Below are 16,948 nucleotides of genomic sequence, written 5' to 3'. Positions count from 1 at the left end.
TATATGAGCCAGTTTTTTTATGTCCATCCGGATAACCCGCAAGCTCGGTTAATCAGTCAAAGTGTTGAAATTCTAAATAAAGGCGGTGTGGTTGTTTATCCTACTGATTCAGGGTATGCCATAGGATGTCGTTTAGAAGAAAAAGATGCATTGCAGCGAATTTGTCGTATCCGTCAGTTAGATACTAACCACAATTTTACATTAATGTGCCGTGATCTTTCTGAGCTTTCTAACTATGCACACGTAGATAATACGGTTTTTCGTTTAATTAAGAATAATACCCCAGGTAATTATACATTTATCTTAAAAGCCACCAAAGAAGTTCCTCGTCGTTTAATGAATGAAAAGCGTAAGACAATCGGCCTGCGCGTACCATCAAATCCAATTGCACGAGATTTACTTGAAGCGGTTGGTGAACCACTGATGTCAACGAGTTTAATTATGCCTGGTGATGATTTTACCCAATCTGATCCAGAAGAAATTCGTGATTTATTAGATAAACAAGTGGATTTAGTGATCCACGGTGGTTATATCGGACAGAAACCGACCACAGTCATTGATTTTACTGATGATACACCTGTTGTAGCCCGTGTTGGCACGGGGGATCCATCCCCCTTTGAATAAATAGGCTATTTAGGTATCGAATGTGCGATAAGGTGATAAAAGATAGGGGTTCAGGGGAAACCTGTGTATAATGCGCGGGTTTTCAAATTTATGACTTTTTGCACTTGTTTTTTTACTTGGTGAAAAGTTATTTGACGCCTGTGAAGGCGACAGTAGAGGGTTACATGAGCGCTAAACCGCAAAATACAGAGAAATTACAAAAAATCCTTGCTCGTTCAGGGCATGGTTCACGTCGTGAAATCGAAACCTTCCTGCAAGCAGGTCGGATCAGCGTAGACGGTAAAATCGCCACTTTGGGTGACCGTGTCGAAGTCAAAGCATCAACCAAAATTCGTTTAGATGGTCGTTTATTAGCGATTAAAGAAGCGGAAAAAGAAATTTGCCGTGTGATGGCCTATTACAAACCTGAAGGTGAATTGTGTACTCGCCACGATCCTGAAGGGCGTCCAACCGTTTTTACGCGTTTGCCAAAACTGACAGGGGCAAGGTGGATTGCAGTAGGTCGCCTTGATGTGAATACTAGTGGGTTACTGTTATTCACAACTGATGGTGAGTTAGCGAACCGTTTAATGCATCCAAGCCGTGAAGTTGAGCGTGAATACGCAGTGCGGGTTTTTGGTGAAATTAACGATGCAAAAATTCGCCAGTTGACCCAAGGCGTTCAACTTGAAGATGGTCCAGCGTCCTTTAAAACAGTCTCTTATCGTGGTGGTGAAGGGATGAACCAATGGTTCAATGTTACGTTAACAGAAGGGCGTAATCGTGAAGTCCGTCGTTTGTGGGAATCGGTTGGTGTACAAGTTAGCCGTTTGATCCGAGTGCGTTATGGTGATATCGATTTGCCAAAAGGGCTACCGCGCGGTGGTTGGACTGAGCTGGGTTTAGAGCAAACTAACTATTTGCGTGAATTAGTTGAGCTGCCAGCTGAAACAGAAAGTAAAGTGGCAGTTGAACGTGATCAACGTAGAATCAAAGCGAATCAAATTCGTCGTGCTGTGAAACGTCATACTCAAGTGGCATCACGTCCTGCATCTAAGCGCCAATCTTCAGGCCCGACAGCGAAGCGTCGTACACGCATCTAATTTACTGCATTATCATTATTTAATAAGCGATGGCATAACACCATCGCTTTTTTATTTCCTAAAAATTACAGCTTACTGTTTGTATGTGTCTGTGAATTGCGGGTTTAGGTCACAGAATCACAAAACCTATCTGTAATAGATAATTAAAATGAGATTTAAGTCTCATTTTAATGTAACAAAAAAACTTAACATCAAGCCCTATGTGGGATTTAACTCACATAATTGCTGCAAAATGTACTTATAAACAGCTAAACACGATAAGCAGCAACGTCTATTACTTACAGATAAAAATGTAGTTTATCCAAGTGAATAAAGAATGGTTTCTAAGTGGGTAAACTCGATAAGGATAAAAGATGAAAAAAATAACCCTGACGCTGAGTGCAGTTGCATTAGCTTTAACGTTTACGGCAACGTCTCAAGCCAAAATACCAATGCCAGAAACTGTCAGCCCAGGCGTTACCGTTGTTGAATTAGCGCAACAGCAACCTATTCATTGGGTTTCTATTGAACAAATTAAACAAAGTCTAGAAGGTAAAGCGCCAATGGCAGTTGGCTTTGATATCGATGATACAGTGTTATTTTCTAGCCCAGGTTTTTATCGCGGTAAACTCGAATTTTCCCCAAATGATTTTAGTTATTTGAAAAACCAGCAGTTTTGGGAAAAAATGAATAATGAGTGGGACAAATTCAGTATGCCAAAACAAGTGGGTATTGATTTAGTCAAAATGCACTTAGACCGAGGAGACACCGTTTATTTTATTACTGGCCGTACTAAAACGAAAACTGAAACTGTGACTAAGTACGTTCAAGAAGGCTTGGCGATCCCAGCCGATAAAATGCAACCTGTTATTTTTGCGGGTGATGAGCCTGGGCAAAATAATAAAGTAAGTTGGATGCGTGACCATAAATTAACTATTTATTATGGAGATGCAGATGCGGATATTGCAGCGGCTCATGAACTAGGTATTCGTGGCGTTCGTATTTTACGTGCAGCCAACTCATCTTACCAACCGCTGCCAAAAGCAGGGCGTTTTGGTGAAGAAGTGGTGATTAATTCTGAATTCTAATTGAATTTTGAATATGAAAAAGGCGACTTGAAGGTCGCCTTTTTTAATACATGAATGACAGTTAGTTATTTACAATTGCGTCAATAACAACACGGTTACCCGTGATAGAACCTGTTGTTCCACTTGTTACAATTGGACTAGTGACCTTCGTCGTATTGTTAGAGCTAATAGTTCCATATTGGTTATTCACGCGATTTTTAGCTTCAATGGTCATGTTTTTGCCAGATACCATTTTTCCTGCATAATTATCGAGTGTAGCAGTACTCACATTATGGTTATTAATCCCCGTAATTTGGCCATAATTATTGTTCAGTGTTGCTTTTGTTTTAATATCAATATCGCTGCGAGAGGCAACGTTATTATTCGCATTAGCTACGATTGAACCATATACGTTATAAAGGTTATCACTTTTAACTTTGATAGTACCATCATTGGTTTGCAAACCACCATTTTGGTCTGTTAAACCAAATTGTGCGTTTACGTTTTTAAAATCAGCACTATAGTTATTGTTTAAATGGCTAGTTTCAATATCTAAGTTGCTTTCAGCGTTAATTAAACCAGATTGGTTATCAATATTATGCGCAGTTATTGTTAAGTTTTTACCTTTAATATAACCAGAACGATTACTGAGTATATTGGATTTTATTTCTGTTTTGCCATTATCAGAAATAATCGAACCTGAGTTTGTTAATTGGTTTGCATTGATATTCAGTAATTTACCACTATGAATTTTTGAACGAGGGTCATTAGTCAATGCGACAGAAGCATCAAGATCCATACGGCCTTTAACAGCATTTAACTCTGAGTTAGATTGTGTTAAATACATGGTATTCACCTCAGCACGTCGCTGTGCCACAATCTTACTGTTAGCCATGTTTTCGATAGAGTTTTGCGCGTTTAAGGTGATATCACGACCCGCAGTGATGTTGGAGTTCTCATTCACAATACGAACGGCATCAATAGTGATATCTTGACCAGCAATAAAGCCTTTCGCTGGGTCATTTGGATTTCCCATATTATCGCGGTTATAGATCACATTGGTAGAATGGACGTTGAGGCTGCCTCGGGTAGCTTTAAATGATCCATTATCATTAACGATAGTATCAGATAACGTGGTCACATTTTGTTGGGCTTCAATGGTTCCGTTGTTATTTGACAAAGTACCTAATGTCGTTAAATTTACATCGTTATTCAGGGACGAAATGTGTCCACGGTCGTTATTAATTGCACCTGTGCCTGCAGCCTGAATGTTGACACTTTTTGCTGCGGAAATAGTGCCGCTATTTGTCAGCCCAGTCGCATTAATCGAGAGGGTATTTGCTGAGTGAATGTTGCCATTATTATTATTGACAGTGCCTGCGCTATCAATGGTAATTGCACCATTATGTGAAGCGATATCACCTGCGTTAGATACACCAACACCTGTTTCGGTCGCCATTAACGAAATTTTATTCGCATACATGCCGCCTAAGGCGGAAACGTCGATACCAATACTTGGTTTTGCACCAATGGCGGTTGTCGTACCAATAACATCACCAGCGGAATTCACACGGTTATTCCCTGCAACAACGTTTAGGCGTTGAGCTGTAACAGCGCCGTTAATCGCGACAGAGCGTGCAATTATATCAGTAGGGGAGTTTGCATTGAAACTACCATTGATGGCAATTTTTCCTTGTTGCACATTGTAGTCATTGACTAAGTTATTGCCATCTAAGGAAACTTTACCCGTAGTTAATGTGGTACGGTTGGTATTAATAAATCCGCAGTTATTACAGGTGATACCTGATGCATTTGCAACAATCACTTGTGCTTTACCGCCAGCGACCTCAATTATGCCATTTAATGTTGTTGCCGTATTGGAATTGACCTCATTTAGGATTACTTTTGCGCGGTTACCTGCGACATTGCCATTACCGCCAATTTTGCCCCCTATTGTGGTATTCGAAAGGCCAGCACTATTGTTTAAAATAACACCTTTTTGGTCAACATCAAACTGGCTGTAAATGTTGTGAGAAACACCACTTTCAGACGGTTTATTAATATAAACAATGGTTGGACCATTACCTTGAACCATTACTCCTGCACCATTTGTTGGCGTAATGGCAGCTTGAGCAACCGTTGTTGAACCGACAATCATTGAAACACACAGAAATAAAGGTTTAAATTTCAATTTAGGTACATTGAAGGTATTCATTAAAACGTTTTGCATATATATCCCTTAAATTAAAATAGACAATATCTAAAATAACTAACAATCCATTATTGCAATTTAATTATGCGGAAATATAAAATTAAATAAAATTAATAATGTTAACATGGGTTAAGTTGTTATTCGGTATTGAATAATAACCTAGTATGAATAAAGCTAGAATAAATGCGTTATTTTATATTTAAGTTGTTTTTTATCAGTGGGTTAAGTTTCTTTCTGTATTGCGATTTTCGGTATGTTTACTCAAGGGGTAACACGTAGTGGTTTATATTAAATAGGGAAACGATAAGTTTAATCATTAGAATAATTTATGGTCTGAATTTATATTGTAAAAATGGTCGATATAATTAAAGCCGAATTGGGAATAAATGCGAATGATTAAATTCACACACAAGATGATTTGATTAAACTTATCATGTATAAAAAGAGAACTTAGCAATAGTCTTATTTTAGCTTATATTGCTAAGTTAATTTTTATCGTTTACCAGTCAATACCTTTTTGCGCTTTAATACCAACATCAAACGCATGTTTAACAGGGCGCATTTCAGTGACTGTATCCGCTAAATTAATTAAATCACGGTGGCATCCTCTACCTGTAATGATGACGGATTGGTTGGCAGGACGACCCTGTAAGGCTTGTATAACGTCGTCTAACCTAAGGTAATGATAGCTGACCATATAGGTTAGCTCATCTAAGACAACCAAATCATATTGAGGATCGCTTAAAAGTCGTTTTGCATGATGCCAGGTTTCAAGGCAGGCAAGTGTGTCCGTCTCTTTATTTTGTGTTTCCCACGTGAAGCCAGTGGACATCACAAAAAAAGGCGCGCCAAGCGGCTCTAAGAGTTCACGTTCACCATTATCCCAGCTTCCTTTAATAAATTGCACAACAGCCGCTTTTTTACCATGACCGATGGCTCGACAGACTGTACCAAATGCGGCGGTCGTCTTGCCTTTGCCGTTACCAGTGAAGATGATAATAATCCCACGTTCAATTTGAGCAGCTTCAATACGCGCATCGACTTTTTCTTTTAAGCGTTGTTGACGTTCTTCATGTCGACTTTGTGACATAATAAATTACTCCGCTGCACCTGGTTTACGGCCTGGTTGTGCATCATAACTGCTACCTGTTTTGCGGATGCTGTCATCACCCATTAAATAAACATAAATAGGCATAATATCCGCTGGGGTTTTGAGTTTTTGAGGGTCTTCTTCAGGGAATGCGCTGGCACGCATACTGGTACGGGTTCCTCCAGGATTAATGCAGTTAACGCGTAAATGACTATTTTTATATTCCTCAGCAAGCACTTGCATTAGGCCTTCTGTTGCAAATTTAGAGACAGCGTAAGCTCCCCAACCAGCACGGCCTTGCTTCCCAACACTCGAACTTGTGAAAACTAATGATGGATTTGGCGCTTTCAAGAGTAAAGGGAGTAGGGATTGCGTAAGCATAAAGGTCGCATTGACGTTGATCTGCATCACATCATGCCATAGTTGGGGCGGTTGTTCTGAAATGGGGGCGACAACACCAAGAATCCCCGCATTATGCAAGACGCCATCCAGATAAGGAACAGTGTTAGATATTTGCGTGGCTAATGATTGGCAGTTTTCATTGGTTGCTGTCAATAAATCCAAAACATAACATGGCGATTTCTTGCCTGAAATTGCAGTGATTTCTTGGCTAACAGCGTCTAATTTGTGTTGAGTTCTTCCGACAAGAACCAATGATGCACCGAATCGGGCATAGGTCAGGGCGGCTTCACGACCAATGCCATCGCCTGCGCCAGTTATGAGTATCGTTTTGCCTTTCAATAGGTCTTGTCTAGGCTGATATTGAAGCATAATCTTTCCTATGATTGTGAATTAAATGTAACGGTATCATCGCACTGATTTGTTTTTTTGGCTAATCTAACATAGAAATCTACGTAGTTTATGGTGTGAAATACGATTTTTTCTGGTTGTTTACCCATAATCGTGAGATTATTTTTGTGTTGAAGATAAATATCAGAAGGATCATGTTGTGGAGTATTTCTCTTTGTATGGATTATTTTTAGCAAAAGTGGTCACTATCGTGGTGGCTATCGTTTTGTTAGCTGTTTTTGTCTTTGGTGTAGGTATGCGTCGCCAAAGTGCTAAAGGTTCGTTAAAACTCACTGATTTGGGTGAAAATTATCGCGAACGCCAGCGTCAGATGCAGCAAGTGAAAATGAATGAATCTGAGCATAAAGCATGGCTCAAAGCATTCAAAAAACAGCAAAAAGCAAAATCAAAAAGTGAGAAATCAGGGGCTAAACTTGGGCAAACATCCATTAAAAAGCCCTGTTTATATGTCTTAGACTTTAAAGGCAGCATGGATGCACGCGAAGTGGCATCTTTGAGGGAGGAAATCAGTGCAGTTCTGGCTGTTGCTGATACGCAAGATGAAGTTTTACTACGTTTGGAGAGCCCTGGCGGTATGGTTCATGGTTATGGGCTTGCTGCATCACAATTACGTCGTTTAAAAGAAAAGAATATTCCGTTGACAGTTGCTGTTGATAAAGTGGCAGCAAGTGGTGGCTATATGATGGCCTGTATTGCAGATAAAATTGTTGCTGCACCATTTTCTATTATTGGCTCAATTGGTGTTGTGGCACAAATTCCTAATATTCATCGCTTATTAAAAAAACATGATGTTGATGTTGAACTTCATACTGCTGGTGAATATAAAAGAACGCTGACATTGCTTGGGGAAAACACTGAGCAAGGCCGTAAAAAGTTTGTGGAAGATTTAAATTCAACGCATGATCTTTTCAAGCAATTTGTTCATCAAAATCGTCCGTCATTAGATATTGATAAGGTTGCAACGGGTGAATACTGGTACGGGGCACAGGCGTTAGAAAAAGGGCTTGTGGATAGCATTGGCGTCAGTGATGACATTATTATTGATGCAGTTGATGCTAAAGAAATTGTTGGTGTCCGTTATGTTCTGAGTAAAAAAATGGTGGATAAAGTCATGGGAAGCGCAGCAAATAGTGTTGATAACCTTTTATTGCGTTGGTGGCAGCGTGGCCAAAAACCAATGTTATAAATGAATAGTCGCCTCGCAAATATTCTGTTTTAATTCTACTATTAATTACCGGCACTAAGGCCGGTAATTTTTTATCAATTATTGAATGTTAATTAATCATTTTCACGTAATTGGTATTGTTCTGAAAGAACATGGGCAAGATGTTTGTACATATTAAAAGCAGCGGTACTTTTTAATGTTGGGATACCATTTTCATCGAGAAAGAATTCTCCTTTAAAAACCAGCGTACCACGATGCTGCTCTACGGTGTCTACAAACATACCGTGAATATATTCGTCATGTTTCTTTATGATATCGTTAGCTTTTTCAAGTAACTCTGTTTTTGTAATGTACGGTAGATCGTCTTGCATAATAGGGCTCCCTTGAAAAAATAATTGGTTGCTTCTCGCATTTTATCAGGTAGAGTGTGTGGTTTTCAATTATGGCTTAATGCCTTTATATGGTTAAAATCAGTCAGCTAGAAGACTTTCATGACTTGTAGAATAACGTGATTGAGATTATAAGTTTTGTTTCAACACAAATAATTGATTGAAAATATATTGATATATTGTGATTGTGTCGCAATATAAAAAACAGATTCTCATTTTACGCATTTTAATGTAAAAGTGCGTCATAGTTGATATTTAGGTAAAGGTAAATATGGGTAAAGCTCTTGTTATCGTGGAGTCCCCGGCAAAAGCCAAGACGATTAATAAGTATCTTGGCAGTGGCTACGTTGTGAAAAGCAGCGTCGGCCATATTCGTGATCTGCCGAAAAGCGGCTCTGGTTCACAAACCGGCTCACAAAAGAGTACAGGCTCATCTACCGAGAAAACAAAGAAAGTTAAAAAAGATCCACGCGATGCATTAGTGAATCGCATGGGTATCGACCCTTATCATGGGTGGAAGGCGAATTATCAAATTCTACCGGGTAAGGAAAAGGTGGTTTCTGAGCTGAAATCTCTGGCTGCGGATGCCGATCACATCTACCTCGCAACGGACTTGGACCGCGAAGGGGAAGCGATCGCATGGCATTTACGTGAAGTGATTGGCGGTGATGATTCGCGTTTTAGTCGTGTTGTGTTTAACGAAATTACGAAAAACGCCATCACCCAAGCATTTGATAGCCCAGGTGAGCTAAATATTGATCGGGTTAACGCTCAGCAAGCACGTCGCTTTATGGATCGCGTTGTGGGATACATGGTATCACCATTATTGTGGAAAAAAGTGGCTAGAGGTTTGTCTGCGGGGCGTGTTCAATCTGTTGCAGTGAAACTGATTGTTGAGCGCGAGCGGGAAATTAAAGCGTTTGTTCCTGAAGAGTATTGGGAATTACACGCGGATTTAGCAGATAAAGATATTGCAAATTTACGCATGGAAGTGACGTCGCAAGCAGGCAAATCGTTCAAACCTGTTAATAAAGCGCAAACTACCGCTGCGGTAAAATTACTTGAAAAAGCGCGCTTTGAGGTTATTGACCGTGAAGACCGCCCTACATCAAGTAAACCAAGTGCACCTTATATCACTTCAACATTGCAACAAGCGGCAAGTACGCGTTTAGGCTTTGGGGTGAAGAAAACCATGATGATGGCCCAGCGTCTGTATGAAGCGGGTTACATTACTTATATGCGTACTGACTCAACTAACTTGAGCCAAGATGCGTTGGATATGGTTCGTGGTTATATCAATGACAACTTTGGGGCGAAATATCTGCCGAAAGATGCCAATGTATATAGCAGCAAAGATAATTCCCAAGAGGCGCATGAAGCTATCCGTCCTTCTAGTGTTGATGTATTACCTGATTCGCTAAAAGATATGGAAAATGACGCAAAACGGTTGTACCAATTAATTTGGAATCAATTTGTTGCGTGTCAAATGACGCCAGCGAAATATGACTCTACGACCTTAACAGTGAAAGCGGGAGACTTTGAACTGAAAGCCAAAGGGCGTACGTTACGTTTTGATGGTTGGACGAAAGTCATGCCTGCACTGCGCAAAAACGATGAAGATAAAACCTTACCGCCAATTCAAGTGGGTACGGAACTATCATTAATTGAATTATTGCCAAGTCAGCACTTTACTAAGCCGCCTGCACGTTTTAGTGAAGCGTCACTGGTTAAAGAACTCGAAAAGCGTGGAATTGGTCGTCCTTCAACTTATGCGGCAATTATTTCGACTATCCAAGATAGAGGATATGTCAAAGTTGAAAACCGCCGCTTCTATGCAGAAAAAATGGGGGAAATCGTTACCGATCGTTTAGAAGAAAACTTCAACGATTTGATGAACTACGATTTTACCGCACGTATGGAAAACCAGCTCGACCATGTTGCAAATCATGATGCCGAGTGGAAAGCGGTTCTTGATGAATTCTTCTCTGATTTTAGTACCCAGCTTGATGTTGCGGAAAAAGATCCAGAAGAAGGGGGAATGCGTACCAATCCGATGGTTATAACATCAATAACCTGTCCTGATTGTGAACGCCATATGGGTATTCGCACTGCATCTACAGGGGTATTCTTGGGGTGTAGTGGCTATGCATTGCCACCAAAAGAACGCTGTAAAAAAACCATCAACCTGATCCCTGAAGATGAAGTACTTAATATTCTTGAAGGGGATGATGCGGAAACTAACGCGTTAAGAGCAAAACGACGTTGCCCTAAATGTGGTACAGCGATGGATAGCTACTTGATTGATAACCAACGTAAATTACATGTTTGTGGTAATAACCCTGCGTGTGAAGGTTATGAAATCGAAGAAGGCGAATTCCGTATTAAAGGCTATGATGGCCCTGTCATTGAATGTGACAAATGTGGCTCTGAAATGCACCTAAAAATGGGGCGTTTTGGTAAATACATGGGTTGCACCAATGAAGAATGTAAAAACACACGTAAAATCCTAAGAAGTGGTGAAGTTGCGCCTCCGAAAGAAGATCCGGTTCCGCTGCCTGAATTACCGTGTGAAAAATCTGACGCTTACTTTGTGTTGCGTGATGGTGCCGCTGGGGTGTTCCTTGCCGCCAATACTTTCCCGAAATCGAGAGAAACACGTGCGCCATTAGTGGCTGAGTTACAACGCTTTAAGGACAGACTACCTGAAAAGCTTGCCTACTTGGCAGAAGCACCTGCTGAAGATGCTGAAGGTAACCCAACAGTTGTTCGTTTTAGCCGTAAAACCAAGCAACAATATGTTTCTTCGGAAAAAGACGGTAAAGCAACAGGTTGGAGTGCTTTTTACGTTGATGGTAAATGGGAAGTAAAAGAGAAATAATTCGTTAAGGTTATTTTTCAGGTTAAAATAGAAATGCCAATCTGTTATTGATTGGCATTTTTTTTTGCGTTAAGCAGATTGTAATTGATTCACTTTAATCGTTTTCTTTGCTAAATCTTCATCAATAAAATCAAAGATTAATATGCCTTTTGGCGTAGCCTGATCTAATGTAACTAGTTTATCGCGAATAATAGGGTTAATGATGTCTGCATACGCGATTGGGCTGCCCAGATGACCATTCGTTGCACTAATATGATTGAGTATGAGTTGCTGGTCATTGGAATCATCATCACCGTGAATTAAAGCCAGGATGTCATCAATTTTTTCCTGAACCTCGGGGCCATTCCAATTATCTTGTAATGAAATCAAGGGATTCTGATGCCAATTATGTGCCCAACGAGTGCCATCCTTTAACGTTGATACATGCAATTCTGGAGGTGCACATTCAATCACCAAGATTTTGCCTCTTAACTGTTTTACACTGGGCCACTTGAATGTGTTTTCATCAATTAGCTCAGGCAGTAAAAGGTGCTTTAGGTAAGGCTCAATAAATGGGATAAGAGCCTGTTTATAGGCCTCAAAGTCATCTTTTTTCTCATTGGCATTTTGAATACGTAAAATGACAAATTCAGTAGGGTGTGTATCAAGGAAAGAAATAAAGCAGTGAAGAAGGTCTTCTGCCATGATGTCGCTATGCCATTCACGGTGTGCAATATTTAGATTGCGAGTTAGCCTTAAATCAAAAAAACGCACACCGCAGTTAAGCTGCTCCACTAGGGATAATGTCTGGGTTTGGTAATAAGGCAGATCACAGGTTGATGTGATGGCATCATGAGTCCCAGGGATCAATAAATCAGTTACGGATAATTCATCTGCAACATATTTGAGCCAATCAATATAATTATTATTTTGCATAGTACTTACCTAGTCCATTTTCTAAATAGACAATAAGCCGTTATTACAACGGCTTATGTCGTCATAATATCAATGTGTTATTGCGCTTTTTTCATTTTAATAACGGTCCAAGACAGTAAAGCGGCGATGAGTGTTAAGACAGATAACCCAATAAAAACATTACCAATAATATTGGTTGGAGTCAGAATTTCTTTGATGACTTGCCCTTGTTCATTTAATTGTGGACTAAAAATGATTTTACCTAAAATTAATGGCGCCAGTAGTGCAGGTAGGTAACCAATTGTGATAGCTAAAGACATTGCTGCGGAAGCATGCTTTTTATCAATCCCAAACTCACCGATCGGGGCATAGTAGACGCCCCGGATCATAAAGCAGCATGCAGAGGCACATAACATCAGGATCATTATAGTGTTACGAACTGCAGGGCTAATGATATTGTCAGGCGCTTGGCCTGCCATAAATTCCGTGATAGAAGCTGGGTTCATATAGAACAAAATACCAATAGCGGCGAGTAGGAGCACTAAAACGAATGACATAAAACGCATAAAGTGGGCGGTGGATTTAAACGCTAATGTGACTAGCAATGTGGATAATAACGGTAACATTCGCAGTGCAATTACCACGGAAACAAATACCGCAGCGACGGTTGCAGATGCACCATAACCTGCTTGTAAGAAACGAGCAAAGTAGGTACCTGCTGCAACAAAGGTACCGTAAATACAGAAAACGTTGAGGCCTGTAACCCAAACAATCGGTAATTTGATAACTTTTAATACGCCAAGCAGAGCTTCTTTCACTGAGTTTACGGTATCAGCGTCCTCACTAACTCGCGCGTCCTTCGGTACAGCTAAGAAAATCAATATCGCAGTAGCGAGCACAATAATGGATGATGTGATCATCATGGTGCGGCTACTTGCTTCGTAATAAACCATTGCAGCCCATAATAGACTCATCAAAAATGCTAATAAACCTCGTCCAAATTCAAACATACCAAAAGCAACACCTTGGTGCTCTTTGGTGGTAGATAAACTCACCGCTTTAAAGTTAGCGGGTTTAAATAACACTTCACTGAGTAATAACATGGAGAAAAAACACAGCAATAAAGTTGGCATGCTTAACCCTGGTGAGTTTAAGGCGATAAAGAGAGAAATAAAGCCAACGCCGAGTGTGGTGATTAACATAATCACACGGACTTTAAATCTATCACCGACCCAACCCAGAGCGAGAGTACCTAATAAGATAACTAAGCCTTGCATGGAATAGAGCTGGCCTGCTTGCGCATCAGTGATCCCCATTGCGACAGGAAAGCCAAGGGGCAAGGAGTTCCGCAAGTCCCAAAAGGCATACAATAGCTGGGCGTTTGCAGTGATAAATATCAGTTGAATAATGGTGTGTGCTGAAAAACCAAACTTTTTGGCAAGAGTATTCATAGTCTATTTTCCACTTATTATAAAATTAAAGAAAACATAGTGTTATAGTTTGTTGACTTGTTTTTGTAAGGTACAGCCAATCTTTTGAACGTTATTTTGTTGGGTGGGACTTGGTGAAATTTTTATTTCCTATTTATTTCATGTGAAATGAATAGTCTGAAATGTAGGCGAAATAAAAATAATATACTGTGATCATTTTCACAGCATGTTAACATTTTTATCAAAGAGTTATTTTACGTAAATATACTGAAATAAAATTTTTATGATAAACCTATAACGGCATGAATATTCTTAATTGAGTCATTTTTGAGGATTAAGTTAATAATATTGATTGTGATATAACTATCATTTATTAACTAAAGCTAAATGCAGCACCAAAGTGATAACAAATTTGTGTTAACTTAAGTACAGTCATTGGTACTAATGAAACAACAGTAATCGTTCTTACCTTGTTTATCATAAGGTAAGTGGATGGAATAATTGATAAATAAATGTTATCCACTGGAGGCAATATGAAGTTAAAGATGTGCTTATTCGCTGCATTACTGACTGCGGGCACTGCCTATGCAGCACAATCCACTGTGGTATTAAAAGAAGCTACGCCAACGGGTGAGGGTAAAACGATTGGTGAAGTTGTTATCTCTGAAACTGAGTATGGATTACTGTTCACGCCAAAACTTTCAGGCTTACAATCGGGTATTCATGGCTTCCATGTTCACGAAAACCCAAGCTGCGAGCCAGGGGAAAAAGATGGTAAATCGGTTCCTGCACTAAAAGCAGGTGGGCATTTAGACCCAGCAAAAACGGCTGTTCACAAAGGGCCATATGATAATACTGGGCACTTGGGGGATTTACCGGGTCTCGTTGCAGATAGCCAAGGTAATGCCGATTATGCGGTTCTAGCGCCACGTTTAAAAACACTGAAAGATGTGCAAAACCGTGCATTAATGGTGCATGTGGGGGGGGATAACTATTCAGACACCCCAGAAGCGCTAGGTGGTGGTGGGGCAAGGATGGCCTGTGGTGTCATCAAATAACTTTGATCGTCATATTTTATGTTGTGGCGTTGTTGGCTGTGCTTGCTAACCCTAGTCACATACTGGTGTATGCTCCTAGGGCTTAACTTCACTTGCCGCCTAGCCACAACGCAAACTATTTAGAGCAAGGCCTAAACTGTTAAGGGGAAGTCCTTAACTGACTACACGGTTTAAAAGCTCGGAAAATATACCGAGCTTTTTTTCACCCATCACCAAATACGAATACGTTTTTCAGGTTCCAAATAGAGGGCGTTGTCTTTATCGACACCAAAGGTTTGGTACCAATCATCAATATTACGCACAACACCATTGGCACGGAATTGGTTTGGGCTGTGTGGGTCGGTCATAATCTTATTGCGCTCAGACTCTTTATTCGATAATTCTTGCCATGTGCGAGCCCATGCAATGAAAAAGCGTTGTAAACCCGTTGTGCCGTCAATAATCGGTGGTTCACCATTCGGATAATTTTCTTTGGCAAATTGTTTATAGGCACTCAGCGCGATATTTAACCCACCTAAATCGCCAATATTTTCGCCTAGGGTTAATTGCCCATTAACCTTTAAACCATCCACTTCAAACGTATTGTATTGATCAACCAACTTTTCAGTTTTTTCTTTGAAATGGTTTTTAGCACTTTCACTCCACCAATTGCGCAGCTGCCCTGTACCATCATATAAACTGCCTTGGTCATCAAAACCATGGCCCATTTCATGGCCTATCACTGCACCAATTGCCCCGTAGTTATAAGCGGGGTCAACGTTAGGGTCAAAGAATGGAGCTTGTAAAATCGCCGCAGGGAACACGATTTCATTTTGTACAGGGTTGAAATAGGCGTTCACCGTTTGTGGTGTCATTCCCCATTCCCATTTACGAACAGGTTGGCCCATTTTGCTAATCATGTCGTTGTAAGACCATGCAACAACTTGTTTGTAGTTATCAAACAGCGAATCTGGTTTTAAATTAATGTCACTGAAATCATTCCACTTGTCAGGATAGCCCACTTTTACGGTGAACTGTTCCAGTTTTTTCAGGGCTTCTTGACGTGTGCTATCATCCATCCAATCGTTGTCTTTTAAACGTGAATTAAATGTACCTCTGACATAGCTCACTAAATCTTGAATTTTTTCTTTGGATTGCGGGTCGAAATATTTTTCAACATAGATTTGCCCTAATGCTTCGCCCTGAAGGGAGTTTACTGTTTGTAACGCACGTTCTTGGCGGGTACGTTGTTTTTCGACACCGTTGAGTTTTTTCGAATAAAAATCAAAGTTGGCATCAGAAACAGCTTTATTTAAATAGCGGGCATGGTCGCTAATATATTGAAACGTTAAATAATCTTTTAAGGTTGAAACAGGCGTTTGCGCGAAAATTTTTGCGGTTTGTTCAACGGCGCTGTCTGTTTCTACTACCACTTTTTCAAGTTGCTTATCGGTGAGTTTGTAGCGGCTGATAAAACTGCTCCAATCAAAGCCTTTGGTATAATTTTTCATTTCAGCTAATGACATAGCATGGTAGTTTTTGATGGTGTCACGGCGCGCTTCAGGGCTCCAATGTACAGTTGCAATGGCTTTTTCTAAATCAAATATTTTTTGCGCTTTTTGTTCAACGTCTTTTTCACCTGCCAGCTTCAGCATCGTCGCAATATAAGCGATATAACTTTTTCGTATATCTTGCATTTGTGGGGTGTCATCGAGGTAATAAGTTCGATTAGGTAACCCTAAACCCCCTTGGCCAATATACAACACATACGTTTCAGGGGATTTTGCATCTAAATCTACCCAATAAGAAATCAATGAATTGAAATCAGGGTTAGTCATTAGCTGACTGATATCCTGGTGGTTTTTTGCTTTTGCAATCTCAGCTAAATCTTGTTTGATAGGTGATAGTCCAGCTTTTTCGATGGCGTCTTCATTGAGAAAACTTTGGTACAAATGACGAATATTGCGTTGATTATGGTTTAGTTCGCTTTCTGGTTTTTTCTGTAGTTCATCAATGATAGCTTGAGTCTGTTTTTCGGTATTTAAATATAAATCAACAAAAGAGTTAATGCGGGGCATACCCGTTGGGATTTTTGCCTTGTTTATCCAATCCTCATTCACATAGCGGTAGAAATCATTACCAGGGTTAATTGTGTCAGATAAAACAATTTTCTGTTGTCCGTAAGTCACTTCCTTTGCAAGTAGTTGAGGTGCAAAGGAAACCGTGGACATACCAATAAGCAGTGCCAAAATATTTATACGCATGTAAAAACCTCTCTTCGTTGAGAATCT

Annotated in this window: 13 protein-coding genes; 6 read left to right on the top strand and 7 right to left on the bottom strand. The window is 40.0% G+C overall.

Annotation, left to right across the window (positions count from 1 at the left end; all coding sequences use genetic code 11):
- Positions 1-3 precede the first annotated feature (3 nt).
- The 3 genes from KDJ85_RS09750 (at position 4) to aphA (ending at position 2,773) form a co-directional block, all read left to right on the top strand.
- Complete coding sequence (locus KDJ85_RS09750; protein WP_206086105.1) at positions 4-624, top strand: L-threonylcarbamoyladenylate synthase; 621 nt, start codon at positions 4-6, stop codon at positions 622-624.
- Positions 625-788: 164 nt separating this feature from the next.
- Complete coding sequence (gene rluB, locus KDJ85_RS09745; protein ID WP_225819488.1) at positions 789-1,706, top strand: 23S rRNA pseudouridine(2605) synthase RluB; 918 nt, start codon at positions 789-791, stop codon at positions 1,704-1,706.
- A 353-nt stretch (positions 1,707-2,059) separates the two neighbouring features.
- Positions 2,060-2,773 carry an acid phosphatase AphA gene (aphA, locus tag KDJ85_RS09740; protein ID WP_225819487.1) on the top strand — a complete coding sequence of 238 codons (714 nt, stop codon included), beginning with the start codon at positions 2,060-2,062 and terminating at the stop codon, positions 2,771-2,773.
- A 61-nt stretch (positions 2,774-2,834) separates the two neighbouring features.
- Here the strand turns inward: aphA and KDJ85_RS09735 are convergent, their stop codons facing one another.
- The 3 genes from KDJ85_RS09735 to KDJ85_RS09725 form a co-directional block, all read right to left on the bottom strand.
- Positions 2,835-4,982, bottom strand: coding sequence for a two-partner secretion domain-containing protein (locus tag KDJ85_RS09735; RefSeq protein WP_225819486.1), 2,148 nt, complete (start codon positions 4,980-4,982; stop codon positions 2,835-2,837).
- A gap of 481 nt (positions 4,983-5,463) precedes the next feature.
- A complete protein-coding gene (cobO, locus tag KDJ85_RS09730; protein WP_225819485.1) occupies positions 5,464-6,054 on the bottom strand; it encodes a cob(I)yrinic acid a,c-diamide adenosyltransferase in 591 nt (196 codons plus the stop codon).
- A gap of 6 nt (positions 6,055-6,060) precedes the next feature.
- Entirely contained in the window at positions 6,061-6,825 is a 765-nt protein-coding gene (locus KDJ85_RS09725) for a YciK family oxidoreductase (RefSeq protein WP_225819484.1), read from the bottom strand.
- A 178-nt stretch (positions 6,826-7,003) separates the two neighbouring features.
- Between KDJ85_RS09725 and sohB the strand changes: the two genes are divergently transcribed.
- Positions 7,004-8,050 (top strand): protease SohB, encoded by a 1,047-nt coding sequence (sohB, locus tag KDJ85_RS09720; RefSeq protein ID WP_225819483.1) that lies wholly within the window; start codon positions 7,004-7,006, stop codon positions 8,048-8,050.
- 92 nt (positions 8,051-8,142) lie between these two features.
- Here the strand turns inward: sohB and KDJ85_RS09715 are convergent, their stop codons facing one another.
- A complete protein-coding gene (locus tag KDJ85_RS09715) occupies positions 8,143-8,400 on the bottom strand; it encodes a DUF2498 family protein (protein ID WP_225819482.1) in 258 nt (85 codons plus the stop codon).
- Positions 8,401-8,689: 289 nt separating this feature from the next.
- Here KDJ85_RS09715 and topA point away from each other — a divergent pair, with 289 nt between their 5' ends.
- Positions 8,690-11,296, top strand: a complete 2,607-nt coding sequence (gene topA, locus KDJ85_RS09710; protein WP_206086097.1) for a type I DNA topoisomerase — start codon at positions 8,690-8,692, stop codon at positions 11,294-11,296.
- 69 nt (positions 11,297-11,365) lie between these two features.
- On the opposite strand, the gene KDJ85_RS09705 is transcribed toward topA, so the two are convergent.
- Complete coding sequence (locus tag KDJ85_RS09705) at positions 11,366-12,211, bottom strand: phosphatidylinositol-specific phospholipase C domain-containing protein (protein WP_225819481.1); 846 nt, start codon at positions 12,209-12,211, stop codon at positions 11,366-11,368.
- Positions 12,212-12,288: 77 nt separating this feature from the next.
- Complete coding sequence (locus KDJ85_RS09700) at positions 12,289-13,641, bottom strand: MFS transporter (protein WP_225819480.1); 1,353 nt, start codon at positions 13,639-13,641, stop codon at positions 12,289-12,291.
- Between the two features lie 512 nt (positions 13,642-14,153).
- On the opposite strand from KDJ85_RS09700, the gene sodC reads away from it, so the two are divergent.
- Positions 14,154-14,678: a superoxide dismutase family protein gene (gene sodC / locus KDJ85_RS09695; RefSeq protein WP_225819479.1), complete on the top strand. Its 525-nt coding sequence runs from the start codon at positions 14,154-14,156 to the stop codon at positions 14,676-14,678.
- 209 nt (positions 14,679-14,887) lie between these two features.
- Here sodC and KDJ85_RS09690 read toward each other — a convergent pair whose 3' ends face one another.
- Positions 14,888-16,921 (bottom strand): M13 family metallopeptidase, encoded by a 2,034-nt coding sequence (locus tag KDJ85_RS09690; protein WP_225819478.1) that lies wholly within the window; start codon positions 16,919-16,921, stop codon positions 14,888-14,890.
- Positions 16,922-16,948: the final 27 nt, after the last annotated feature.

Source organism: Providencia vermicola (assembly GCF_020381325.1).
GTDB classification, from domain to species: Bacteria; Pseudomonadota; Gammaproteobacteria; order Enterobacterales; family Enterobacteriaceae; genus Providencia; species Providencia vermicola.
This window is presented reverse-complemented; position numbering and strand designations above follow the sequence as displayed.

Bases quoted from the DNA above. Each gene is read 5' to 3' on its own strand.
- cobO (WP_225819485.1), bottom strand. From the start codon at position 6,054: ATGTCACAAAGTCGACATGAAGAACGTCAACAACGCTTAAAAGAAAAA.
- KDJ85_RS09715 (WP_225819482.1), bottom strand. From the start codon at position 8,400: ATGCAAGACGATCTACCGTACATTACAAAAACAGAGTTACTTGAAAAA.
- KDJ85_RS09750 (WP_206086105.1), top strand. From the start codon at position 4: ATGAGCCAGTTTTTTTATGTCCATCCGGATAACCCGCAAGCTCGGTTA.
- KDJ85_RS09700 (WP_225819480.1), bottom strand. From the start codon at position 13,641: ATGAATACTCTTGCCAAAAAGTTTGGTTTTTCAGCACACACCATTATT.
- KDJ85_RS09735 (WP_225819486.1), bottom strand. From the start codon at position 4,982: ATGCAAAACGTTTTAATGAATACCTTCAATGTACCTAAATTGAAATTT.
- KDJ85_RS09725 (WP_225819484.1), bottom strand. From the start codon at position 6,825: ATGCTTCAATATCAGCCTAGACAAGACCTATTGAAAGGCAAAACGATA.
- rluB (WP_225819488.1), top strand. From the start codon at position 789: ATGAGCGCTAAACCGCAAAATACAGAGAAATTACAAAAAATCCTTGCT.
- KDJ85_RS09705 (WP_225819481.1), bottom strand. From the start codon at position 12,211: ATGCAAAATAATAATTATATTGATTGGCTCAAATATGTTGCAGATGAA.
- aphA (WP_225819487.1), top strand. From the start codon at position 2,060: ATGAAAAAAATAACCCTGACGCTGAGTGCAGTTGCATTAGCTTTAACG.
- KDJ85_RS09690 (WP_225819478.1), bottom strand. From the start codon at position 16,921: ATGCGTATAAATATTTTGGCACTGCTTATTGGTATGTCCACGGTTTCC.
- topA (WP_206086097.1), top strand. From the start codon at position 8,690: ATGGGTAAAGCTCTTGTTATCGTGGAGTCCCCGGCAAAAGCCAAGACG.
- sodC (WP_225819479.1), top strand. From the start codon at position 14,154: ATGAAGTTAAAGATGTGCTTATTCGCTGCATTACTGACTGCGGGCACT.